The 23,498-nt window shown below is 41.0% G+C and carries 20 protein-coding genes and 1 tRNA gene; 13 read left to right on the plus strand and 8 right to left on the minus strand.

Annotated features, from left to right (window positions below; translation table 11 throughout):
* Positions 1-399: 399 nt before the first annotated feature.
* The 4 genes from HMPREF0549_RS02050 (at position 400) to HMPREF0549_RS02065 (ending at position 5,031) form a co-directional block, all read left to right on the plus strand.
* Entirely contained in the window at positions 400-1,287 is an 888-nt protein-coding gene (locus HMPREF0549_RS02050) for a LysR family transcriptional regulator (RefSeq protein ID WP_040530762.1), read from the plus strand.
* A 105-nt stretch (positions 1,288-1,392) separates the two neighbouring features.
* A complete protein-coding gene (locus tag HMPREF0549_RS02055; protein ID WP_040530943.1) occupies positions 1,393-2,733 on the plus strand; it encodes a threonine/serine exporter family protein in 1,341 nt (446 codons plus the stop codon).
* Positions 2,734-2,748: 15 nt separating this feature from the next.
* Entirely contained in the window at positions 2,749-3,399 is a 651-nt protein-coding gene (locus HMPREF0549_RS02060) for a uracil-DNA glycosylase (RefSeq protein ID WP_003716605.1), read from the plus strand.
* 153 nt (positions 3,400-3,552) lie between these two features.
* Positions 3,553-5,031, plus strand: a complete 1,479-nt coding sequence (locus tag HMPREF0549_RS02065; RefSeq protein WP_040530765.1) for an MFS transporter — start codon at positions 3,553-3,555, stop codon at positions 5,029-5,031.
* Positions 5,032-5,092: 61 nt separating this feature from the next.
* On the opposite strand, the gene HMPREF0549_RS02070 is transcribed toward HMPREF0549_RS02065, so the two are convergent.
* Complete coding sequence (locus HMPREF0549_RS02070; RefSeq protein ID WP_003716607.1) at positions 5,093-6,418, minus strand: replication-associated recombination protein A; 1,326 nt, start codon at positions 6,416-6,418, stop codon at positions 5,093-5,095.
* Positions 6,419-6,568: 150 nt separating this feature from the next.
* Between HMPREF0549_RS02070 and HMPREF0549_RS02075 the strand changes: the two genes are divergently transcribed.
* The 3 genes from HMPREF0549_RS02075 (at position 6,569) to HMPREF0549_RS02085 (ending at position 9,563) form a co-directional block, all read left to right on the plus strand.
* Positions 6,569-7,555: an alpha/beta hydrolase fold domain-containing protein gene (locus HMPREF0549_RS02075; RefSeq protein WP_003716608.1), complete on the plus strand. Its 987-nt coding sequence runs from the start codon at positions 6,569-6,571 to the stop codon at positions 7,553-7,555.
* A gap of 31 nt (positions 7,556-7,586) precedes the next feature.
* Positions 7,587-8,159 (plus strand): DJ-1 family glyoxalase III, encoded by a 573-nt coding sequence (locus tag HMPREF0549_RS02080; RefSeq protein ID WP_003716609.1) that lies wholly within the window; start codon positions 7,587-7,589, stop codon positions 8,157-8,159.
* Positions 8,160-8,252: 93 nt separating this feature from the next.
* Positions 8,253-9,563, plus strand: coding sequence for an NCS2 family permease (locus HMPREF0549_RS02085; RefSeq protein WP_040530768.1), 1,311 nt, complete (start codon positions 8,253-8,255; stop codon positions 9,561-9,563).
* 216 nt (positions 9,564-9,779) lie between these two features.
* Here the strand turns inward: HMPREF0549_RS02085 and HMPREF0549_RS02090 are convergent, their stop codons facing one another.
* Complete coding sequence (locus tag HMPREF0549_RS02090) at positions 9,780-10,742, minus strand: 2-hydroxyacid dehydrogenase family protein (protein WP_003716611.1); 963 nt, start codon at positions 10,740-10,742, stop codon at positions 9,780-9,782.
* An 82-nt stretch (positions 10,743-10,824) separates the two neighbouring features.
* Positions 10,825-13,410: a bifunctional lysylphosphatidylglycerol flippase/synthetase MprF gene (gene mprF / locus HMPREF0549_RS02095; protein WP_003716612.1), complete on the minus strand. Its 2,586-nt coding sequence runs from the start codon at positions 13,408-13,410 to the stop codon at positions 10,825-10,827.
* Positions 13,411-13,538: 128 nt separating this feature from the next.
* Here mprF and HMPREF0549_RS02100 point away from each other — a divergent pair.
* Both HMPREF0549_RS02100 and HMPREF0549_RS02105 read left to right on the plus strand, forming a co-directional pair.
* A tRNA-Asp gene (locus tag HMPREF0549_RS02100) sits at positions 13,539-13,613 on the plus strand.
* 272 nt (positions 13,614-13,885) lie between these two features.
* Entirely contained in the window at positions 13,886-14,761 is an 876-nt protein-coding gene (locus tag HMPREF0549_RS02105) for an RluA family pseudouridine synthase (RefSeq protein WP_003716613.1), read from the plus strand.
* An 82-nt stretch (positions 14,762-14,843) separates the two neighbouring features.
* Here the strand turns inward: HMPREF0549_RS02105 and HMPREF0549_RS02110 are convergent, their stop codons facing one another.
* Both HMPREF0549_RS02110 and HMPREF0549_RS02115 read right to left on the minus strand, forming a co-directional pair.
* Positions 14,844-15,542 carry a DUF4811 domain-containing protein gene (locus HMPREF0549_RS02110; RefSeq protein ID WP_003716614.1) on the minus strand — a complete coding sequence of 233 codons (699 nt, stop codon included), beginning with the start codon at positions 15,540-15,542 and terminating at the stop codon, positions 14,844-14,846.
* Entirely contained in the window at positions 15,539-16,981 is a 1,443-nt protein-coding gene (locus tag HMPREF0549_RS02115; protein ID WP_373369915.1) for an MDR family MFS transporter, read from the minus strand. Before HMPREF0549_RS02115 ends, HMPREF0549_RS02110 begins: the two co-directional genes overlap by 4 nt.
* Positions 16,982-17,170: 189 nt before the next feature.
* On the opposite strand from HMPREF0549_RS02115, the gene HMPREF0549_RS02120 reads away from it, so the two are divergent.
* From HMPREF0549_RS02120 to HMPREF0549_RS02135, 4 genes are all read left to right on the plus strand, one after another.
* The gene (locus tag HMPREF0549_RS02120) at positions 17,171-17,614 is read left to right on the plus strand and encodes a MerR family transcriptional regulator (protein WP_003716616.1); all 444 of its coding nucleotides are present in this window, start codon (positions 17,171-17,173) and stop codon (positions 17,612-17,614) included.
* An 82-nt stretch (positions 17,615-17,696) separates the two neighbouring features.
* Positions 17,697-18,047 carry a hypothetical protein gene (locus tag HMPREF0549_RS02125; RefSeq protein ID WP_003716617.1) on the plus strand — a complete coding sequence of 117 codons (351 nt, stop codon included), beginning with the start codon at positions 17,697-17,699 and terminating at the stop codon, positions 18,045-18,047.
* Between the two features lie 500 nt (positions 18,048-18,547).
* On the plus strand, positions 18,548-20,410 hold the full coding sequence (gene rnjA / locus HMPREF0549_RS02130) for a ribonuclease J1 (protein ID WP_003716618.1): 1,863 nt from the start codon (positions 18,548-18,550) through the stop codon (positions 20,408-20,410).
* 125 nt (positions 20,411-20,535) lie between these two features.
* Positions 20,536-21,723: a CPBP family intramembrane glutamic endopeptidase gene (locus HMPREF0549_RS02135; RefSeq protein WP_003716619.1), complete on the plus strand. Its 1,188-nt coding sequence runs from the start codon at positions 20,536-20,538 to the stop codon at positions 21,721-21,723.
* Between the two features lie 72 nt (positions 21,724-21,795).
* Here the strand turns inward: HMPREF0549_RS02135 and HMPREF0549_RS02140 are convergent, their stop codons facing one another.
* The 3 genes from HMPREF0549_RS02140 to HMPREF0549_RS02150 form a co-directional block, all read right to left on the minus strand.
* Positions 21,796-22,449, minus strand: a complete 654-nt coding sequence (locus tag HMPREF0549_RS02140) for an amino acid ABC transporter permease (RefSeq protein ID WP_003716620.1) — start codon at positions 22,447-22,449, stop codon at positions 21,796-21,798.
* 13 nt (positions 22,450-22,462) lie between these two features.
* Complete coding sequence (locus HMPREF0549_RS02145) at positions 22,463-23,101, minus strand: amino acid ABC transporter permease (RefSeq protein WP_003716621.1); 639 nt, start codon at positions 23,099-23,101, stop codon at positions 22,463-22,465.
* Positions 23,102-23,498: transporter substrate-binding domain-containing protein (locus HMPREF0549_RS02150; RefSeq protein WP_003716622.1), on the minus strand; the 397-nt coding region annotated here is incomplete at its 5' end. It lies immediately after the preceding gene.

Below are 23,498 nucleotides of genomic sequence, written 5' to 3' on the forward strand. Positions count from 1 at the left end.
AGGAAGGAGGTTGCTAGCTCTAGGAAACTCGAGCGAAGCACGTTTAAAATAGAGTGCGAGCAGGTAAAGAAGGCCCGTAAGACAACAATTTCTCCCGACTGGATGCTGAAAGCATCTGGGAGGGAGTTTGTTGTCTATAGGGGCTTCCCTGCGAACACATTTTGGCTCTGTTGTCTATTATCTCTAGCAAGTTCCTGGCGAGCAGTTCTTGACTCTGTTGCCCAACCACTCAAACTTTTGAATAGAAAATTAACTAACAGACTGACGAAATTAAGCTTCGTCAGTCTGTTTTTTTGTATTCAGAGATAATAAATTACGCTTGTCGTTATTATCTGCTTGCTGTTCTATTTGGTTATGGCGTAAGATATGATTATGTATCGAAAAAAGGAAGGAACAAAAATGAATACCCGCGATTTACAGTATTTTGTTGCGTTAGTTAAATATAAAAATTACACACGGGTTGCTAAAGAATTTAAGGTTTCCCAGCCGAGCATTACCCAAGCAATTCAACGATTAGAAAGGGAATTTAATACCCAATTAGTTCGTAAGGATCGCTTTCACCGAGATGAAATGATTACGCGAAGTGGGTTGCTTCTTTATGAAAATGCTGTTCTGATTAATGACAAGATTGATTTAACCCGAAAGGAAATTGATCGTGCTAACAAAAAGCAGATCAGGTTTGGCTTGCCACCGATTATTGGGAAATTATATATTTCTAAAATTGTTGAGGAGTTTTCTGGTGACTTGCTTTCCCGTCTCCGAATAACCTCGGTTGGTTCCCATGATCTGCTTAATCAGTTGCGGAAGGGAAAAATTGATATTGCAATTTTAGGATCGACTGCGCCGATTAATGAGGAAGATATTTTTGCTGAGTTAGTAGCAACACGCCCGTTCGGAATAATTGTTAGTGAGCAAAATCAATTGGCCCAAAAGGATGCCGTTCATTTTAATGAATTAGCAGAGCAAAAGTTTATCAACTATAATCAGCAATACGTTCATCAATCTGCATTTCAAGCATATTGTACTTATGCCCAGATTAAGCCTCAGATTGTTGTTTATCGGTTACCGAATGTTTCTTGGATTAAGGAACTTGTCCGGCAGAATAAGGGAATCAGTCTAATGGTTAAGGATGCCGCGACAAATGAGCCAGGAATCAAAGCATTGGATATTCTTGATCCAATTCCAGAAAAATTTTATATTTCGATCGTAATTCGGGAAGGGTATGTTCTTAGTGATGACGAACAAGACTTTATTCAACGAGTAAAACAAATTCAGCTTGATAATTAGTGGTTGACAAGGTCGGTATAATTATTTATGTGAATTTAAATTGAATGGAATTGATGGAGGAAAGCAGTCATGAAAAAAAGTGACGCAGAAGATACTGAAGGAGTCATGGGATTCGAACCAGCAGAACATATTTCGACACATCACCATATGGCAATCCCGTGGCAAGACTTTTTTACTAATGATAATTTCACCCCAGCAGGTGAAGCTAATTTAGTAGAACGGGCCGCAATTGCTGGACGAATTGGGTTAATGATGCTGTCGTACGGAACGGGGGCTTGGCGAGTTCGTGACTCAATGAATATCGTTGCTCGTGAATTAAAAATGACCTGTTCAGCTGATATTGGACTGGTTTCACTAGAATACACCTGCATGGATGCTCACCATAGCTATACTCAAGCATTATCATTACCAAGCACAGGGATTAATACAAGTAAATTATCCCAGATGGAACGGTTTATTGACGAATTTCATGAGCATGGCAGTGAAATGACAATTGGTGAAATACATAATCGACTTGAGAAAATTGCCCATAGTCGGGGAAATTATACGCCAATTCAGGTTGGGTTGGCGGCCGCGTTAGCTTGTAGCTGCTTCGTTTTCTTACTTGGTGGCGGACCTGTTGAAATGGCCTGTTGCTTTCTTGGTGCAGGCTTAGGAAACTATGTCCGGCGGAAGTTAATTGATCGGCATATTACGTTGCTGGCTTGTGTTTCCGTCGGGGTTGCAATTGCTTGCCTCTTTTATCTTTTTGCTTTTATCGGAATGCAATGGCTGGTTCATATTAGTCCACGCCATGAAACTGGGTATATTGGTGCAATGCTCTTCATTATTCCTGGTTTTCCATTCATTACTAGTGGCCTAGACATTTCTAAGTTAGATATGCGCTCGGGTCTCGAACGACTTGCCTACGCTGTAACCATTATTGTGGTAGCAACGCTAGTAGGGTGGATTGTGGCGATGGCCGTCCGTCTGCGCCCGGGAACTTTAGCAGCCATGCCTCTGCCACCACTGGTATTAATATTATTGCGGATTGTGACGAGCTTTGGTGGCGTCTTTGGTTTCTCAATAATGTTTAACAGTACGCCAAAAATGGCGGCAGTTGCTGGATTGATTGGAGCGGTTGCCAACACTACTCGGTTGGAATTAGTTGATTATAGTAGTATTCCTGCGGGTGCCTGTGCGTTTATTGGTGCATTGATTGCTGGATTATTAGCTTCAATTGTTAAAAGAAAAATTCATTATCCACAGATTTCAATTACTGTTCCTTCGATCGTGATTATGATTCCTGGATTGTACATGTATCAGGCAATGTACAATATGGGATTAACATCAATCAGTGTCGGTGCCCTCTGGATTACTAAGGCCCTCTTGATTGTTGTCTTCTTACCATTAGGGTTAATCGCTGCCCGAATTATCACTGATCCAAAGTGGCGGCATAATGGTTAACATGGGAGTGATTAAATGATCATTCAGTATCCAGAAAATCTTTTAGCTGAAGTGCGCCAACGAGTTGCTGGACGAAATCTTGCGGGCTTTACTCCTGGTCAGGGAAAACTAAAACCTGATTTGATGCTAGTTGGCGAGGCACCTGGTCGTCATGAAGAAGTTCATAATATTCCCTTTTCGGGTGCCTCTGGTAAGGAGCTAATGAAAATGTTAGCAACGATTGGTTATGATCGGGATAGCGTTTATATCACTAGTGTTGTTCGTCAGCGCCCGTATTCTATTAAAGAGGTTGTCGATAAGAAAACGGGTGCTAAGGTGACAAAAAAGCCAAACCGGACCCCAACAAAGAAGGAAGTATTAGCGTTTGCTAACCTTTTTGACTGGGAACTTGCTCAGGTACAACCCAAAATAATCGTTCCACTGGGCAACACGGCGTTACAACGGCTGCTTGGGCCACAAGCTAACATTGGCAAACTTCATGGCCGACTGTTGGATCAACCAATTCAGCATGCCAAAAAAGATGGTAGCGGCTACGAACTAGCAACAACTAATTCCTTATTAGTACCGATGTATCATCCGGCTGCAGTTCTGTACAGTCGAAAACTAGAGCCGACCATTTTGCGTGATTGGCAAAGGTTAGGGGAATTTATTCAGAATACTAACTAATTGTTGATTTAAAATTGAAAAGAGGTTGAGTTAGTATTCAACCCTTTGTATAATACATGACTAGTTATTAAGTCAAAAAAAACATTCGATAGAGAGCGGGTGAAGCGGAATACTGCGGACCCGCTATCTTTATTCTGGGGAGGGGACGAGAACTTGGAATTAAAACAACGACGAACGATCGTTACGGGCGCCTTGCTGTTATCTAATATCATGGCAGGAATGGACGGGACGATTGTTAATACGGCATTACCAGCAATTACCAGTGACTTGCACGCTCTTCAGTATATGGGGTGGATAGTAGCGATTTTCCTGTTTGGGATGGCCGTCGCAACCCCATTATGGAGTAAGTTTGGTGAGCATAAGGGAAATAAGATTGCTTACATTAGTGCAACCTCTCTTTTTGCGATTGGGGCGATTTTTCAGGGACTTGCTCCAAATATCACCTGGTTTATTATTGCCCGGGCAATAATGGGAATTGGTGCAGGTGGAATGAACACGATTCCATTCATTGTCTTTGCCGAAATTTATACCAACCTTAAGAAGCGAGCCACAGTGCTTGGTCTATCAAGTGCTTGTTTCGGGACTGCTTCAATTATCGGCCCCCTTCTTGGTGGGTGGATCGTTGACGCACTTAGTTGGCATTGGGTGTTTTACGTTAATGTTCCGATTGCGTTGATTGCGATTACGATCATTGCGATCTTTTATCAGAACGTTAATAAACAGGCAGCCGGCAAACCAATTGATTACTTGGGAGCAACGTTGCTAGTTAGTAGCTTAATGTTGATTTTGATTGCCGTCCAGTTAATTGGGGTTGCCTCGCTTCCCGTTATCCTCGGTCTAATGATTATTGGCGGGGCATTATTATGGTGGATGGTAAAAGTTGATCAGCAAGCTGCTGACCCGATTGTCCCGAACCGGTTATTTACTAATCATGAATTGGTAATCGACTTTATGCTCTTTGTGATTATTTGGGGCTCCTTTATCGCCTTTGTTATTTATATCCCAATGTGGGCCCAGGGACTTCTTGGGTTATCGGCGTTACTTGGTGGAATGACCCAAATCCCAGGAGCGGTGACGGATTTTCTTGGCTCTGAACTGGTCCCGTTTATTCAGGATCGGTGGTCGAAGTATGAAATTGTTGGCTTAGGTGCTTTAACGATTTTTATTTCATTCCTTGGCCTGTTGCTTGGTGGTCAGAAATCACCGTTTTGGTTAATTATGATTCTTGGAGCGTTTGAAGGATTCGGTGTTGGTTTAGTTTTTAACATTCTTCAGATTAATGTTCAGACTGATGCTGAATTACGGGATGTCCCAATTGCAACATCAATGGGGTATTTAATGCGGATCCTCAGTCAGACTTTCATGTCCGCAATTTATGGGGTGATCCTTAATAATGCTTTGTTGCAGGGAATCAAACACCATCATGGAATTACAATGGGAATGCTAAATAAATTATCTAACGCCAAAACAGCAAGTAGTTTACCGGCATCGTTGTTACCCGAGATGCGTCATATCTTATACAGTGGGTATAGAAACATTGTAATCACTGCATTGACCCTCATTACTATTTCGTTAGTAATGGTCATTGTGATGTGGGTCCGAAATAGAAAACAGTCTGTAAAAATAAACTAAAAGAGTGAGCGTAAAGACTAAGCCGGTTGTGGCTATGCTTTTACGCTCGCTCTTTCATTAGCTATTGATTATCGTGTTCTTGATGCCACTCTTTAATTTGCTCCATTCGGGCCTTAAAGCGTCCTTCACGTCCCTGGGTTGTTGGCTTATAAAACTGTTGCTCCGCCAATTCTGGTGGCATTGTTTTCATTGAGGTTAGTTTGTCCTTAGTATCGTGGGCATATTGATAGTGGGCACCGTAATGAAGATCCTTCATTAATTTTGTTGGTGCATTCCGAATCTGAAGCGGAACAGGCAGATTACCAGTCTTCTTAATTACTTTCTTGGCAGTCATTCGAGCTTTATAGACCGCATTTGACTTGGGCGCCAGCGATAGGTAGATAACACATTCTGTTAGGTGAACGTCACATTCTGGAACACCGAGAAATTTGCAAGCTTGAAAAGTATTAATGGCAACATTTAATGCATTAGTATCTGCGAGACCAATATCTTCGCTGGCGAACCGGACTAACCGCCGGGCAATATAGAGCGGATCTTCACCGCCATCGATCATTCGTGAACACCAGTAAATTGCTGCGTCAACGTCGCTATTGCGCATTGATTTGTGAAGGGCGGAAATAACGTTGTAGTGTTCTTCACCGTGTTGATCGTAGCGTAATGATTTAGTATTGATCAGTTGCTTCAGACTGTCGATTGTTAGATTTACTTGGTGGTTGTGGTGATTAGCATTTAATACGGCCATTTCTAGGGTGTTAAGGGCAACTCGAGCATCACCGTTGGCAAACTCTGCAATCATTGTTAAAACGTCATCATTATAACTAATCTTAATTCCGGGGAAACCATCTGGGTGGTTGATTGCTCTTTTAAGGATCGCAATAATGTCATTTACTGTTAATGATTTAAGGACGAAAACCTTGCACCGACTAAGCAGGGCAGAGTTGATTTCAAAAGAGGGATTTTCCGTTGTTGCCCCAATTAAAATAATACTTCCCCGTTCAACAAAGGGGAGAAAAGCGTCTTGCTGTGCTTTATTGAAACGGTGAATTTCGTCGATGAAGCAAATTGTTCGTTCACCAAACTCACGATTCTTCTCCGCCTCTTCCATAATCTTTCTGATATCACGAATACTGCTTGTAACAGCACTAAAGGTGATGAAATGGGACTTCGTTTGCTGGGCAATTATTTCTGCTAACGTGGTTTTGCCGACACCAGGCGGTCCCCATAAAATAAGCGAGGATACCTGGTCGTGTTCAATTAGATCACGAAGAACCTTGCCGTTACCAATTAATTGCTGTTGCCCCATAAATTCTTCAAGATTTCGGGGACGAATACGGTTAGCTAGCGGAGTATTATTATTTGATTGAGCGAAAAGAGATTCTTGGTGCATTAAGATTACTTCCTTTTTAATTAATTTTAAGACAAAACTTAATAAAATTGAATGGAGCTGGGTGCTGAAATCGTGTTACGATGAGAGTAACTATTTCTATAGTGAGGTCGGGAAAACTCGACTAGATTATTAAGAGGAGCCCAACAGCTCATGAGAAAATTACCAAAATTTCAACACCAGGTTGCATCTGAACTTGCTAGTAATTTTGGCCAAAGTATCCGTGAATTAGTATGCTGTGGTCAACACCGTTCACAGCGAGCAACATTTGTTGAATTACAAATTCAGGTAAGCGGCTTTAAGCAACGGATGACTGATGAACAAAAATTTCACCAGATGCTTACGGAAGCGCAACAAGAAAGTGAAGAAGACTTTGTGATGCCGGCGGTCCCATTTAGCGTCAGTTTGCGAAAATTATCCAACACTTTGGCAAGAACCTATGTTTTAAATGAACAGTCAGGCTCGCAAAAGGCAATTATTTATTTGCCGGGGGGTGCGTATGTTGAGTCACCTGTAAAGGAGCAGTGGTTATTTGCTGACCGGTTAGCTCAAAAAACAGGGGCACGCGTTTACGTTGTCCTATATTCTCATCTTCCACAGCACCAGTTTAAAACGGCATATCGAGAAATTACCCAGGTATATCAACAAGTTTATGATCAAATTCCGGTAAGTAACATTACGCTGTTGGGTGACTCTGCTGGTGGCGGTTTAGCCGCTGGTTTCTGTGAATATTGTGCAGCAACTGATTTGCCACAACCAGGACACTTAGTTTTAATATCTCCCTGGTTGGATCTCGACTTGAATAACCCGACAATCACCAAGTATGAAGCTCATGACGTGACCTTATCAGTTAAGGGATTACGGCGAGTAGCTAAACTGTGGGCTGCAGGTGAAAAGCATGATGATTACAGGCTAAGTCCAATAAATGGTGATGTTAGTCAGATGCGGGATGTTTTTGTTTGTGTAGGTACTCGGGAGATTATGTACCCAGATAGTGCCTTATTCGTCAAAAAACTCCGTGATACAAAAGTGCCCGTTAAGTTTGTCGTTGGGCGTGATTTACCGCATATTTTTCCGGTATACCGGATGCCAGAAGCCGATCAGGTAATGACGGAAATAACAAAAATAGTTAACAATTAGAATGAAGAATTGAAGAAGGAGATCTTAAGTTATGCCAAAAGTTGCAGTCGTATTTGCACCAGGTTGCGAAGAAGTTGAAGGGTTAACGGTGATTGATGTATTGCGTCGCCTTGGTATTGATGCCAAAATGGTTGGCCTTGAAGATCGGGAAGTCCTTGGTGCTCATAATATTAAATTAACTTGTGATGAGTTGATGGGCGATCAGCTGTTGAAGTATGATCTTGTTGCCTTCCCAGGTGGTATGGGTGGCTCAAAACGACTTCGTGATAACGAACAATTAAAGCGATTAATGGTTCAGCGTAACCGGGAAGGCAAGTGGGATGCCGCTATGTGTGCTGCACCAATCGCACTTGCTCGTTATGGCTTGTTAGATAACCATGATTACACTTGCTATCCGGGGATGAATGAAGAAATTCAAAAGGAAGTACCGAGTGCCCGTTTCCACAAAGATATTACTGTAGTCGATGAAGAGGCTAAGATCCTTACTAGTCGTGGCCCAGCAACCGCGCTTGCCTATGCCTTTAAGATTGCAGAAGTCTTGGGAGTTGACACAAAGCAAATTAAGAAGGACATGCTGTACGATTATCTTGCTCAAAATATCTAAATTTTATCTAAGATTCCTCTTTACAGATGAATGCGAATATTATAAGATACCATTTGTTGTTTTATTCGTAATTACTGTTTGGAGGATTTTTTCTTGAACACAATTAGCAATTATTTTAAGCTTAATGAATTAAATACGAACATTCGCACAGAAATTCTAGCGGGGTTCACAACTTTTATTTCGATGTCATACATCTTGTTCGTTAACCCCAATGTTTTAGGAGCAGCAGGGATGAATCAGGGGGCAGTATTCACAGCAACTGCTCTTTCCGCAGCATTCGGGACGTTAATGATGGGGCTTTACGCAAGGTACCCGATTGCTACTGCACCAGCCCTTGGAATTAACGCTTTCTTCTCATATTCCGTTGTTATCGGGATGGGAGTTAACTGGCAGACTGCCTTAGCTGCTGTCTTTGTTGCTTCATTGATCTTTATCCTCATTACCATCTTTAAGTTACGTGAAGTAATTATTGACGCGATTCCAAGTGATTTGAAGTTTGCAATTTCTAGTGGAATTGGTTTATTTATTGCCTTTTTAGGACTTCACCAGGGTGGTTTAATTGTCGCTAACAAGTCGACCGTTGTTTGTCTTGGTTCATTTACTACCCCAACTACCTGGTTAACGATCATTGGCCTAATTGTTACCTCAATTTTGATGGTTAAAAAAGTTCCGGGAGCAATCTTTATTGGAATGGCGGTAACCGCAATTGTGGGATTAATTACCGGGCTGATTCCAATGCCACACCACGTTATTTCGGGTGCACCAAGCTTAAAGCCAACGTTTGGCGTCGGCGTTGAATACTTCTCCCATATTAATACCGTGCAGCTTTGGGTTGTTGTTTTAACTTTCTTGCTAGTAACCTTTTTCGATACCGCGGGAACATTAGTTGGTCTTGCTCAACAAGCGGGCTTTATGAAGGATAATAAAATGCCACGGGTTGGGAAAGCCTTAATGTCCGACTCTAGTGCGATGTTAGTTGGTTCTATCTTAGGGACTTCACCAGTTGGCGCCTATGTTGAATCATCAGCGGGAATCGCGGTTGGTGGTCGCTCTGGGTTGACTTCAGTGGTAACGGCAATCTGCTTTATTTTGGGGATGTTTTTCTCGCCATTGCTGCCAGTAGTTACTAACCAGGTAACCGCACCAGCCTTAATTATCGTTGGGGTATTGATGGCTCAGTCAATGAAACGGGTTCACTGGGAAAAACTCGAAGTTGCGATTCCGGCATTCTTAATTGTTATCGGGATGCCGTTAACTTACAGTATTTCAGATGGGATGGCTCTTGGGTTAATTATGTATCCACTTACCATGATTGCTGCCAAGCGAGGTAAGGAAGTGCACCCGATTATGTATGCACTCTTCTTTATCTTTATTGTATTTATTGCAATTTTGAACGTGAAGTAATAATTATTTAATTAAAAAACGGGGACTGGGAGCGTGACAGAAGTCATTTATGACTTCGTTTTCACGCCCCCGCAAGCACAAATAGAGCTCCAGTGTTCGGATCTTACCGAACACTGGAGCTCATTTGTGTACTGCGCTGTTCGTGCTTTATCTAAGTAATAGAGCTTATGTCACAGCCCCATTCCTCGCTTCTTTTAGCGGGAATTTTTATTGAGCCTACCTATTAACAATATATTTAGCGGCTTCTCCATTTAAAACGTTGACGGCATTAGTAGCAACGATTTCAGCCATTGCATCCCGAGCTTCAAATGAGGCGTTGCCAATATGTGGTGTCAAGATAACGTTATCAAGTTTCTTGAAGCCGTCAGCAACATTTGGTTCAGCTTCATAAACATCAAGGGCTGCACCAGCAAGTTTATGTTCCTGAAGTGCCTGAAGTAAAGCAGCTTCATTAATTACGGGTCCACGAGCACAATTAATTAGGAATGCTGAATCCTTCATCATTGCGAATTGAGGAGCATCAATTAAATGGTGTGTTTCTGGGGTTAGTGGGCAGTGAAGAGTAACTACGTCAGAACGTTTTAGTAATTCATCAAGTGTAACGTATTCAGCGGAATATTGAGCTTCGGTTGCTGGATCAGCTTGGTGACGTTGGGTGTAAATAATCTTCATGTTAAATGCGTGGAGACGTTGCGCAACTCCACGACCAATACTTCCTAAACCAACAATTCCTAAAGTCTTGCCGGCTAATTCGTGACCAAGGAAGAAGAGTGGTGCCCAGCCGTCAAAACCAACAGAACGCATCACGCGATCCCCTTCAACAATTCTTCGCATTAGGGCAATAACTAATCCGCTAGCAACCTCGGCAGTAGCAGTTGAGGAAACAAATGGCGTATTAGTAACATCGATCCCCTTACTCCGGGCGTATTTTACATCAATGTTATTAAACCCAGCACCAAAGTTGGCAATTAGCTTAAGCTTTGGGGCAGCATCAATTACTTCTTGATCAACTTGGGTAGATAGCGGAGTAATCAATACTTTGCAGTCTTTAACATGCTTAATCAGTTCATCTTTTGAAATTAAGCCTGTTCCATCAAAAACTTCATAGTGGATTGCTGCTTTATTTAATATTTCAGTAGCCACTTTTGGTAATTTTGCTGATAGGTAAACGGTAGCCATAATATTCGCCTTCCTAATAAAAAATAATGACCGTGTAAACGATTACACGATCATTATAGTTCATTCCTAAATTATCGGCAAATTAACGGGTAATCCAGAAAAAGAAAATATGCTTTTCTGGTTTATCTGCACGTTGGTTAATGACACTGACAAGAGCCAACATTGAGTTAATAATTGAACTCCACTTCCGGAATGCGGTGTATCGGGACTCCCAAACGTCAGCATACTTATTTTTATACCGGCGAAGTCCTTGGAACCCATACAGGTGGTAGCCGTATTCGTAGATAAAGTGGGCGGCCTTTTCACCAAGAAAACTAAATTGTGATTCACCCACATTTGATAATGGGGCCATTCCGAGGTCAAAATATTCGTAACCGTGTTCTTGACCATACAGGAACATACTAATGAATATTTTATCCATAATTCCCGAAGGAGCACTATGGGTATGCCGCATTAAATCAATGGTCAGGTACTTTTTTCCCCCGGTTGGCATGAAGGTAGCAAAAGCAACGATCTTGCCGTCTTGATCTGTAACGGTTACGACCGGTGCTTGCTGAATGTAATTTGGTGAGAAGAATCCCAAGGAAAAGCCCTTCTCTACTTGCTTTCCCAGCCAATTATCGGAAACAGCCTTTAATTTTTGCATGAATTCGTCGTCAAATGGAGGTTTTACAACGTTAAATTGGTAGCCTTCACGATCAAATTTATGCATTAACGCCCGCTGTGATCGTTGTCGCTTTCCCGCTAAGGTAAAGTCTGCTAGACGAACCAGTCCAGTTTCACCAGTTTTAATGAAGTCAAAGCCGAATTCATGAAGTAACATCGTAAAGTCACCGGAGACTTCATAAAAGACTAACTGGTAATTATAGAGGTCGGCTTCCGTTAGAAATTGACGAAGAGCAGGTCGAATTTCAGCGGCATTACCAACAGGATCACCCATAATAATTAAGCGGTCATAGTTTCGACGGTACATAAAGTATAGTTGATCCTGATCATCCTTTTGGTAGAAGTACAGGTTCTTGTCTTTTAAGAAGGCGAGATGACTAGTCCGACTACCACCAAACTGGTCAATAACATTATGAACCCGATCCGCAGCAAACTTTTGCTGGTTAGCAAACGGGTCAGCGCCAGAACAGAAGTAACGGAGGATTAAAACCAGGAGAATTAATCCAAGCAGTAGGCCAATCAAGCCGGAGAACCAAACTTTTTCACCCGGAAAAAGGAAGAAGTTTGGAATCTTGTGTGACCGGATATATTGGGGAGCGTTAAGGACCCCTACAATAACGTAAAGAATACAACTTCCGGCAAAAATCAAAAGATCGGTTGCAAATTTACTAATTGAGTATTGAAGCTTTGCACGGTAGAGTTCCCGCTTTGAAAGGAGAATAAGAACCAGAACAATGGCAAGGTAAATGGTTAAGCTCATTGTTCTTAAATTCCACCAGGTACTGATAATCCCGATTAGTAATAAGGCGAGTGTCGGCCAGTAAGCCTTTTGAACCTTTGATGCTAATCCCCGGGCACAAGCTAACATGGCAATGGCGAATAGCACTGTGGATAATTGATGGATAAAAAAGAAAGTAAACGGATAAAGTCGAGCAAAGAGCTTGTTATCGGCTGTAATGTCAGGAACCGCAGCGGCAAGCAGCATCAAGATTCCAGAAATGTACATGAATGCTGTGATTAGAAAGTGAGCAGTATTTTGAATGATGACTAATGGCAGACCATCAAAGAAGTCATTAACTTGCCGAGCTAAATCGTGAAGAAAGAGAACTCCGGCGACAATTAACGGCACGATATAATAGAAAATTCGGAAGAGGAGTAGCCAAATAATAATTGTCGGCTTAGAAACTCCCATTAATGACAATTCAAACATCATCATGACATCGAAGGAACCGAGGGCACCGGGAATCATGGAAATAACCCCAAGCAGCTGAGCAACTACGTATAGGGGTAAAACTGATGCTAGGTTGTGACGAACCCCTAAGCACCAACCGACTAGCAGGAAGAAAAGAGCAACAAATAGCCATTCGCAAGTTGAACTGCCGACTAGAAGTCCCTCAATTTTTGGGGTAACGTCCTTAAATAACCGGTTATTGTTAATTAGGGTAAAGTAAAAAACAACAGGGAAGTAAAGACCACCAGCAACAAGCCAAAGTGCATACTGGTTAAAGTGACCTCCCTGATGGAAGATAAACATAAAGGATAAGGCAACCCAGCAAAGTACCGAAAGTCCTGACAAAAGGAAAACAGCGATCTTAGAAATTGCTAATAAAATATCTTTTTTGTTGGCGTGCTTACGGTAAAAATAAGCACGCATTGTTGCGCCAAGGACACCACCAAAACCAGCAATATTTGTGAGCGTGTTTGTAATCCAGCCACAGCGAATAATGTATGATCGCTTGAACTTTCCAGGAAGAAATTTAACAATTGCAAAATCATACCCCAGCATTGGAACAACTGCGATACAACCAAAAATAAGCAGAATTAAAATGTTTGACCATGTTAAATTGCTTAACCCTGTACCAACCCGGTGCCAATCAACGGTTTTGAAAAAGCTGGTTAGGGCATGTACGACAAAGATAATGACCGAAATTACAAAGACAATCTTTATTGGTCGCGCGTATTTAACCCACCATGATGACAATCGTTTATATAGGGATTCCATAGTATCCTCCTCAATAGAATGCTAATAACTATTATAAGGTATTTATGGCTGATGAAGAAGAAAAAGGAAATTAAAAAAGTTGTTGACACCTGAGGGGAAGTTTCGTATACTTTTATTTGTTGTCAAATGGTCCGTTGGTCTAGTTGGTTTAGGACGCATCCCTGTCACGGATGAGATCACGAGTTCGAGTCTCGTACGGACCGTCATAGTAAATAAAGAAAGAGGATGAGAAAAAACTAGGCGTTTTTTCTCATCCTCTTTCCATATTTAGCACTCTCCGAACCTATAGAGTCTAATCGCGGAAATTAACTGAGGGACTCGAGCCTAACGCAGCGAAGCGAAGCAAGCCTATTCGGCTACGAACGATTCTGATGATTTCATCATCATTCATCGTTCTAGGTTAGTCAACCGTCCCTCCGAGAAAGTTAATTTCCAGCTTCTTTCTTTATATCCTGAAACAATTTTGGAGGTAAAAATGGAAAACACTTGGCAATATCAAGGTGCCCAACCGATTAAAATTAAAAAGTTTCTTCAATCATTGGGAATGGGACACCGCCTTTTCAATGATTTAAAGAATGGTCAGGGAAAATTTTTGGTTGATCACCGAAAAGTTCGACCAACGACGAAGATATTGCCTAACCAGCCATTAACTATAATTGCTCAACCGGAGTTGCGTGACTTATCGGTAAAATTGAGTGATGCCCCGCTTAATATTGTTTATGAGGACGATAATTGGCTAGTAATTGATAAGCCTGCAGGGGTAACGTCAATTCCTGGCCCTACAGTTGACAATGGAACTGTCCTTAATCGTGCAGTCCACTACTTGGTTGAAGAAAAGTCAGCTGACCAACGACCGCATTTAATTACTCGACTTGATCGTTATACAGGCGGCTTGCTTTTAATTGCTAAGCACCATGTGGCATCAAGCATGATTAGTCAACAGGTTCAGCAGCACCAGATGTTAAAGGAATACACGGCATTTGTATCAGGAATCTTTGATAAGGAGCATGACATTATTGATAAGCCAATTGCTCGTCGTGAAGGACAGGTTCAGCGAGTTATTGCTGAAGATGGTCAACGTGCAGTAACTGAGTATTGGGTAGAAGAGGAAGGTGCAGACTGGACTAAATTGCGAGTTCGTTTGCATACAGGGCGCACCCACCAGATACGAGTTCATCTAGCTTCAATTAATCACCCGTTGATCGGTGATCATCTTTATGGTGGTGATACTTCTAAGTACCAGCACCAAGCACTTTGGGCAACTAAACTATCATTTAAGGATCCTTTTACCTTAAAGCAATTAACATTTTCCCGGGAAATAAATGAAATTCCTGATAAGAAAATAAAATGAGGTTATCTCGCTAAGTGGATAACCAAAAAGAGACCGCCAAAAAAGCAAAACGCTTTTTAGCGGTCTCTTTTACCATTTGTACCTAATTTTTCCTAATTAATTGAGCGAGGAATTCTTGCTCAGCCTGTTGTGATATTTGATGAATCTGTTGAGCATTCATATTTGGTTGCTTTATCATTGCAGCTTTAACCTTCGCAGTTACGAAGCTCTTTGCTTGAACTTGAATCTGTGAGTTATCAGTATTAGTCATCCTTTTTTGAAGACGTTTAGCCTGCGCAGGAGTCAGCTTAACAAATGTGTGTGGGTATTCAATTACGTTAGTCCGTTTGATTAATGTCCCGTTCATTCCTGACCACAGAAAGAGACCCTTGTAAAAGCTGTTCTTAAATTGCCACCGTGTTTCGGTTGTTTTTAATTCTGGCGCAGTTCGATTTGTAAATTTCATTTTACTTGTCGTGTATTCGTTTGCTTGAGTATGAGCAGCATTCTTTTGATTTTGGTGAGTCTTATAAATTAGGACATTTTCTTGGCCGCTAGTTCCAACTGGTTGGTAAATAGCAATTGGAAGGGGACTAGCTGCTGAATAAACAGTTTGGCGGGTCGTCGTTGTTACCTTTTTCATCCCGAAATGCTGACTGTAATTTAACGTCATTAAAGCAGTTGAGCCGACAAAGAGAATCCCGAAAATAAGGGTACCAACGATCCTTGCTAGACGTTGATTAATAAACATCACGCAGGCGAATAGCGCAAGCGCGGAACCAAACATTAAGACAATAATCATTTAGGATCCTCCTTTCCTTGAATATCGTTTGCATCAATTTTTACATGGATTCCTGTACCGCTTGTTACAAAGAAAGTTAAGCAAAGGCCAATCAATGCAAAGGCAATTGCAAACCAAAATGTTGAATGGTATCCCATTAAAGTTGCATCAAACATTTGTGACTTATATTGCAGTGGAGCGGCTTTAAGTAATGAATGATTAGGCTTATTACAGTTCGTAACGTTGGTTAAAACTGAGATCATAATTGCCGTTCCCACAGAAGTAGCGACCTGCCGTAAAGTATTATTTACGGCTGTCCCGTGTGAAATTAAAAGGTATGGCAAAGAGTTCATCCCGGCAGTAGTTACCGGCATCATTACCATTGAGATTCCAAACATTCGAACTGCATATAAGAAGACGATGTAAATAATTGGCGTATCACGGGTAATAAAGGCGAACGGAATTGTGCCAACAGAAAGAATGAACATCCCGGTAATCGCTAACCGTCTTGCACCATGGCGATCGAATAGGTTTCCCGTGATTGGGCTCATAACCCCCATGAAAAGGGCACCAAAGAGAAGTGTTAGTCCTGAATGGAAAGCAGACATTCCGTGAATGATTTGAAGGTATAGCGGGATAACCAACTCAACCCCAACCATTGCCATCATTACAATGGAACTCAAGATGGTTGCTAGGGTGAATTCATTACTCTTGAAAACCTTGAACTCTAAAAATGGTTCATCTAGTTTGTTTTGGCGAATAACGAGGAAAACAACTAAAATAATTCCGATAATAATAGTTGTTAAGACAATCGGATCAGTCCAACCATCATTACCAACACTGGAGAAACCGTAAAGCATACTACCAAATCCAGCGGTAGAGATACCGACAGACAACCAGTCAAGGTGAGGCTTCTGATTTGGAATAACGTTTTTAACCAAGAATAAACTGGCAATAATTACAATCGCAGCAATTGGTACAATCATGCCAAAAAGCCACCGCCAGCTAAAGTTATCGATGACCCATCCAGAAAGTGTTGGCCCGATTGCAGGAGCTAAGCCAATAACCAACCCGTTGATTCCCATCGCGGCACCACGCTTTTCAGGTGGATAGATTGTCAGCATAATATTTTGCATTAATGGCATGTTGATTCCTACACCAATTGCTTGAATTAATCTTCCGCTTAAAAGAACAGCGAAGGATGGGGCAAGCCAGGACATAATTGTTCCTAGTTCGAAAATTGACATTGCAATGACAAATAGTCCTTTAGTGTTAAAGCGACTACTTAAGTATGCACTGATTGGGATCATGATCCCGTTAACCATTAAGAAACCAGTGGTTAGCCATTGAACCGTTGACGTACTGATATTAAAAGCCTTCATTAAAGCTGGAAAAGCAGTTGAAAGAATGGTCTGGTTTAAAATAGTACAAAAGGCACCGATTAATAAGACGAGAACCATTAGGCTTCTGTTGTATGGCTTATTGTTAATATCTACTGGAACAGATTGTTGATCCACACTAAATACCTCTTTTCGTTTTTAAATCAATACAAGCTAATATAAAACTATCTAATATCATTGTCAAATTATTTGACAAAAATAACTAACTTTAAGATAATAAACCGTGAATTAAATGGTTGGAGGAATTTGATGGATATTTTACTAGCAGATCGGTTTCGTAAAATGATTAAGCAGAGCAACTTAAGGATTACGATGTCCCAATTAGTGGAAATGACGGGAGTGTCACCGAGTCAAATTCGTTATTGGGAGAAGAAGGGATACATTAACTCAGAACAAGGGGAAAAGAACCAGAATCACTTATATTCAATTAACATTCTTTATCGGGTTTGTACGATTAAGTTTTTCCTTGATCAGGGATATACGCTTGCTGTAGCGGTTAAGAAAGAGCAGGAACGCCGAGAAGCTGTTAAGCTATTCAGGGAGTTTATCTTTAACCAAAAATTGAGTGTTGAGCAAACTGGTTCAGGCAAGGGTGAAATTATACTGGGAAAGATTGCCGAAAATCCAAATACTGAGGTTTATGCAACCATTGAGGACGGTAAAACTGAGTTACACCTTCGAAAAAGTGAATAACTAACGAATATTAGCGGTTTGTGTTATGGTAGAAATAATAGCTATGTATTCTACGGTAAACTAAGAAAGGAAAGCGATTAGATTGGCAGAAGTAGGATTGCGCTATGATGAGCTAGATAATCAAGCAGCTAAGGAAGCAGCTTTGAAAACATTTATTGCTTTTTATATTCATCAATACCGATTAAAGAGTCTTGAAATTATGGGGGCCAAGGCTTCAAATGAGGTTATGGGAACGATAAACCACGTTCTGAAGGAAAATTCCTACCATGGTGCAGAAGAACTTGCTGAAATTAGCGAACGTCTTTGCAAACCCGCATATGAGGAAGTCCTCAGCGAGTTAACCGACGTAAAGTTTAATCAAGAAGGACAACCCATTGTTCCATTAGAAAAGCTTTGGCAAAAGGAAGAACAACAATTGCCAAAGGAGGATTAGGAAAAAAAGAGTGTGAGTCCGTTAAAACCTTCCGGTGGCTAACGATTTCTCCACCGAACGACGTTTCATCGTCGGAGGTGGAGGTCTTTAGCTCGAGGAAGGTTAGGGCGAACACATTTCGACTATGCCGCCTAGAACTTACAGTTAGGGCGAACGCATCTCGACTATGCTGCCCAGAACGCTAACTCTAGCAAGTCCCTGGCGAGCATAATAAAATCAGACATTTAAAGATGATAATAAAATGATCTCCTTATTTGATTTAGGGAGGTCATTTTATATTATTTCTGGGTAATTTTTTTGATTCTTGGATAATAGCAGAAAAAAACAATTTATGTTAAAATATTATTAGTTTTAAGTACGGATATAAAATATAAAACTGAATCACCAATTGATAAAACCGTTCCTTTACCTGAGAAGCGGGTCTTTTGGCTTACAATTTTCCGTTATTGTTTAAATCTAAGTAGAATTTAAGAAAAATAGAAAGGTATAAGAAAGGTATTATGTCAAAATTAGATATCAAGAATAATGAAGTTGCCTTTTATGCAATGGGTGGCTTAGGCGAAATTGGTAAGAACATGTACTGTGTTCAATTCCAAGACGAAATAATTATTATTGACTGTGGTGTGCTTTTCCCTGAAGATGAACTCCTTGGGGTTGACTACGTAATTCAGAATTATGATTACCTAATTGAAAACAAAGATAAGATTAAGGGAATCTTTATCACTCACGGTCACGAAGATCACATTGGTGGCTTGCCATTCTTCTTGCAGAAAGTAAATGCGCCAATCTATGCGGGACCATTTGCAATGTCCTTAATTAAGGGAAAACTTGAAGAAAAGCACCTGTTACGTGATGCAGAGCTTCATGAAATCAACGAATTTGATGAAGTCCATTTCAAAAAATTGTGGGTTAGCTTTTTCCGGACTACTCACTCAATCCCTGATACTTTAGGAGTAGCCGTTCATACACCTCAAGGGACAATCGTTCAAACCGGTGACTTTAAGTTTGATTTAACTCCAGTTGGTCACTTGCCAGGGCCAAACCTTCAACAGATGGCCAAACTTGGTGATGATGGTGTTCTTCTTCTGACATCTGACAGTACTAATGCTGAGCGACCACAATTTACTAAGTCTGAACGGTGGGTCGACATTCATATTCGGCGGATCTTTGAACGGATTAAGGGCCGAATCATCTTTGCTTCATTTGCTTCCAATGTTTATCGGCTACGTGAAGCTTCAGATGCAGCGATCGCCCAAGGACGAAAGATCGCTGTCTTTGGTCGGAGTATGGAAAATGCCATTACAGCTGGTCAAGAACTAGGTTACCTTAATATTCCCAAGGATTCATTAATTGATCAGAATGAAATTAATAATTATCCACCGGAAAAGGTTTTAATTATGTGTACTGGTTCTCAGGGTGAACCAATGGCAGCTCTGAGCCGGATCGCCAACGGTACTCACCGGCAAATCACCATTCAACCCGGTGATACGGTTGTCTTCTCAAGTAACCCAATTCCTGGTAATACTACTAGTGTTAATGCTTTAATTAACAAGCTTGAAGAAGATGGTGCGAACGTTATTCATGGTTACGTTAATAATATCCACACCTCTGGACATGGTGGTCAGATTGACGAAGAGTTTATGTTGCGGTTAATGAAGCCAAAGTTCTTTGCTCCAGTTCACGGTGAATACCGGATGCAGAAGATTCACACCAAGTTAGCAGAAATGACTGGCGTGCCGCAAAAGAATAGTTTTATCTTAGCTAATGGTGATGTTTTAGCATTAACCAAGGATTCTGCACGAATTGCGGATCACATTGATAGTGCTGCTGACGTGTACATTGATGGGCGTGATGCTGGTGATACTGTTGGTAATCCTGAAATTCACGAACGTCGCCTTCTTTCTGAAGAAGGGGTTGTGACTGCTGTTGCGGTTGTTGATTTGAAAGATTACCAAATTGTTGCTGGACCTGATATTGTTTCCCGGGGATTTGTCTACATGCATGAATCTCAAGAACTAATTAAGGCTGCGAACCATGAAGTCTTTTGGGCAATCTTGAATACCTTTAAGAATCATAAGCACGTGGATCGGCGAGCACTTAACCGGACGATTATTAGTCGTTTACAGAAGCTCCTTTATGCGCGAACAGGTCGGCGTCCAGTGATTATTCCAATGGTTACGATTTTAAATGGCGATCGTCATTACGAAAACCATCATTATCGTCAACCAAACAATAATAAAAAGAAAGCTAATCACGAAAAGAATAACAGTAACAACCGGAAGAACCATCAACAACGGAAACATAACGGTCATAAGAAACAAACCGTTAAAAAAGAACCAGTTGCTGCTGGTAAAAACGAATAGGTGAAGAAGAGAACTGAGAGGAATTTTCATCAGTTCTCTTTTATTTTTAAATAAATGCTTAAACTAGTTTGTTTAATTTGGTATGATCGAACGGTATAAGCAATTATTTATTTGGAGGAATCTCGATGACTGGAAGAGACTATTTAAAAATCTGGTATCGAGTTCAAATTGGTGCGACTTTAATTATTTTAATGATGATGATGATTCGTAACTTTGAACTTGGCCGTAATATTTGGCTGCAATTGTTATGGATGGTAATTATCCTCGGAATAGGCCTTTCTGAGGAACTATGGGAGAATGTTCCCCCAATTATCAGTAGGGTTAACTGTTGGCTTCAGGGCCTAGCTCAGCCAATAATTTTAACGTTTGCGTGGGGGGTTATTACCCGGGAAATTATTACGGTACTTCACATGCCATCTCGGGGAGTAGTATCAATCATGATTTTGTATTATTTCGTAATGTACGCGCCCTTTGCTAGTGTTATTGGTGGACAAATGGAATTAAGTATTGAGCGGTTTATTTTTGTGATTTGGATGTTTCAGATTGTGATTGTTCCGTTTACATCTTTACCATTTGATTTAATTGACAATCAAAAACTATCGACCTTACTAGCAACTGGAGCGGTTGGTGCAGTTGCCTACTTTATTTTTGCCACAACGGTGATGCGTGCCTGGCATTTGTCATGGCCTGGGCTAAAGCCAAACTGGAGTGGGGACTTTAATTGGTGGATCCTCTTGTTGATGATCGCAATTTTTGTTGTTCCGTTAGGCAGTAATATGATGGCGATCAATCATTTGCCTAAGGGGGGATTCTTTAAGCTAACATGCCAGGCATTTGAAGCGGGACTAGCGGAAGAAAGCCTATTTCGCTTTGCAATGCTTGGAGTTCTCTTTTACGCATGGCGGAATGTTAAGCAGCGACTGCCGTTAGCACTCCTTACAAGTTCAATCTTATTCGGCTTTGCACACTTGATTAACTTAGGCGGACAAAGAGCTGATTTAACGTTCTATCAAATTGGTGTAGCTTTCCTTCTGGGACTATTTTTAGCAGTTGTCTACGTTTATACAGGACAACTATGGTTAACGATGCTAATGCACTTTAGTCTCGACTGGTTTAGCTTCTTGGCAACGGGAACTACTAAACTTACTGGTGATTTGGTTCCTGGTGATTGGTGGGCACTGTTAATCCTCTTTGTGATTTTTGGTGGCTTTAGCGTTTGGATGATGTTTGGTACTCGTAGAAAAGTTATGGAACGTCATGTTAAACGCTTAACGGGTGAACACCAACATTTTGGTTACTCAATTCAATATTAAGGATAAATAAAAATGATCCAGCTCTTAGCTAAGGGCTGGATCATTTTGTTTATTTATACTGTTACTCTTTTCCTATGCCAGATGCTTATCAAGGTAACGAGCAAGAAGGGACAGAGAGTAACAAACAATAAAGTACAGAACGGCCAAAGCGACAAACATTGGAATGATGTAGTTGGTATTTTGACCATAAATAATTTGAGCATGGTACATCAATTCTGGTAAGACAATAATTGTTGCCAGTGAGGTATCCTTAACCAGTGAAATAAACTGGCTAACAAGTGCCGGAAGCATGTTTTTAATTGCTTGTGGCAGAACGATTAGTCGGAGAGCCTGCCACTTAGTAAGACCGTTGGCAAGTGCTCCTTCAGTTTGGGCATAGTCGATTGAATTGATTCCCGAACGAACAATTTCAGCAACCATTGAGGATTCAAAAACGGTTAGCGCCATAATAGCAGCCGGAATAATTTCGGGCTTAACTCCAATATTTGGTAGGCCAAAGTAAGTAAAGAAGATGATCAGCAGTAGTGGAAGGTTTCGAATTAAGTCAATAATGAAACCAACAATTGCCGAAACGTACTTAATCTTGGCATACCGGATAATTCCTAGCAAAGTTCCGATGATGAAACTACAGATAATTGAGGCAACCGAGATTTCGATGGTAATTCCTAATCCTTGAAGTAAGAAACGAATATTAACCCATGAGTAGGCATCAATAAAGTTTTGCATATTATCCACCTCCCTATGCTAGCTTCTTTTCCAGGTGACGCATATAGTAGCTGAGAGGTAAGGTAATAATCAGGTAAAGGACACCAACAATGAAGTAAGTTGGCATTGTTTGGAGGGTGTCATTTGCAATCAGATTTCCTTCATACATTAAGTCAAAACCGGCTACAAAGGCAAGGACAGAAGAGTTCTTGACCAAGTTAATGAATTGGTTGCCTAGTGGCGGAATAACAACTCTAAATGCCTGCGGAAGGATGATGTAACGCATTGCTTGACCGTGAGTTAGTCCATTGGCAAGGGCACCTTCTAATTGACCACCCTCGACTGAATTGATTCCTGCCCGAACAGTTTCAGCGATGAAGGCGGAAGTATAGAGAGTTAAACCAATTGTTCCGGCAGCAAAACCGCTTATTTTAGTGATGTACATGGGAATAATGAGGAAGAAGCCCATTGCAATTACCAATAAAGGAATATTCCGAAAAACTTCAACATAGATACTCCCGATCAAACGAACAATTCGATACTTAGAAATCTCTAGCAGAGCAAAGAATGTTCCAATTATTAAGCTCCCAACAAGTGCGATTAAACTACAAAGAATGGTGTTCCACAGACCGCTGAGTAGGGGATGCCACTGTGTTGTAATAATATCTAACATTTAACGCTTCATCTCCTGATAATTAAACCCTTTAACGTTACCAAACCATTTTAGAAGAAGCCGGTTATAGGTTCCGTTTTTTTCAAGTCGTTCTAACGCCCAATTCAACTTGTTTCTGAATGGCGCTTGGTTCTTGTTTACCGCGATTCCGTAAGGCTCCTTAGTAAAATTGCCACCAACAACTTCATAACTAGGATTTTCACTTGCCATCCCGTAAAGGATCCCGTTATCTGTGGTTAATGCATCTCCTTGCTTAGACTTTAAGGCCGTCATTGCTTGAGCGTAGTCTGAAAGTTGGAGAACTCGTGCTTTCGGTGCATACTTTGCCACGTTTTTAACTGAATTAGAACCAGAAACCCCTAAGATAACTTTGCCGGGCTGATTTAAATCTTGAATA

The sequence above is a fragment of the Limosilactobacillus vaginalis DSM 5837 = ATCC 49540 genome (genome assembly GCF_000159435.1).
Taxonomy (GTDB): domain Bacteria; phylum Bacillota; class Bacilli; order Lactobacillales; family Lactobacillaceae; genus Limosilactobacillus; species Limosilactobacillus vaginalis.

Bases quoted from the DNA above. Each gene is read 5' to 3' on its own strand.
- mprF (WP_003716612.1), bottom strand. From the start codon at position 13,410: ATGGAATCCCTATATAAACGATTGTCATCATGGTGGGTTAAATACGCG.
- HMPREF0549_RS02075 (WP_003716608.1), top strand. From the start codon at position 6,569: ATGAGAAAATTACCAAAATTTCAACACCAGGTTGCATCTGAACTTGCT.
- HMPREF0549_RS02110 (WP_003716614.1), bottom strand. From the start codon at position 15,542: ATGATTATTGTCTTAATGTTTGGTTCCGCGCTTGCGCTATTCGCCTGC.
- HMPREF0549_RS02135 (WP_003716619.1), top strand. From the start codon at position 20,536: ATGACTGGAAGAGACTATTTAAAAATCTGGTATCGAGTTCAAATTGGT.
- HMPREF0549_RS02140 (WP_003716620.1), bottom strand. From the start codon at position 22,449: ATGCAAAACTTTATTGATGCCTACTCATGGGTTAATATTCGTTTCTTA.
- HMPREF0549_RS02055 (WP_040530943.1), top strand. From the start codon at position 1,393: ATGGGATTCGAACCAGCAGAACATATTTCGACACATCACCATATGGCA.
- HMPREF0549_RS02145 (WP_003716621.1), bottom strand. From the start codon at position 23,101: ATGTTAGATATTATTACAACACAGTGGCATCCCCTACTCAGCGGTCTG.
- HMPREF0549_RS02090 (WP_003716611.1), bottom strand. From the start codon at position 10,742: ATGGCTACCGTTTACCTATCAGCAAAATTACCAAAAGTGGCTACTGAA.
- HMPREF0549_RS02115 (WP_373369915.1), bottom strand. From the start codon at position 16,981: ATGGTTCTCGTCTTATTAATCGGTGCCTTTTGTACTATTTTAAACCAG.
- HMPREF0549_RS02050 (WP_040530762.1), top strand. From the start codon at position 400: ATGAATACCCGCGATTTACAGTATTTTGTTGCGTTAGTTAAATATAAA.
- HMPREF0549_RS02060 (WP_003716605.1), top strand. From the start codon at position 2,749: ATGATCATTCAGTATCCAGAAAATCTTTTAGCTGAAGTGCGCCAACGA.
- HMPREF0549_RS02080 (WP_003716609.1), top strand. From the start codon at position 7,587: ATGCCAAAAGTTGCAGTCGTATTTGCACCAGGTTGCGAAGAAGTTGAA.
- HMPREF0549_RS02120 (WP_003716616.1), top strand. From the start codon at position 17,171: ATGGATATTTTACTAGCAGATCGGTTTCGTAAAATGATTAAGCAGAGC.
- HMPREF0549_RS02105 (WP_003716613.1), top strand. From the start codon at position 13,886: ATGGAAAACACTTGGCAATATCAAGGTGCCCAACCGATTAAAATTAAA.
- HMPREF0549_RS02070 (WP_003716607.1), bottom strand. From the start codon at position 6,418: ATGCACCAAGAATCTCTTTTCGCTCAATCAAATAATAATACTCCGCTA.
- rnjA (WP_003716618.1), top strand. From the start codon at position 18,548: ATGTCAAAATTAGATATCAAGAATAATGAAGTTGCCTTTTATGCAATG.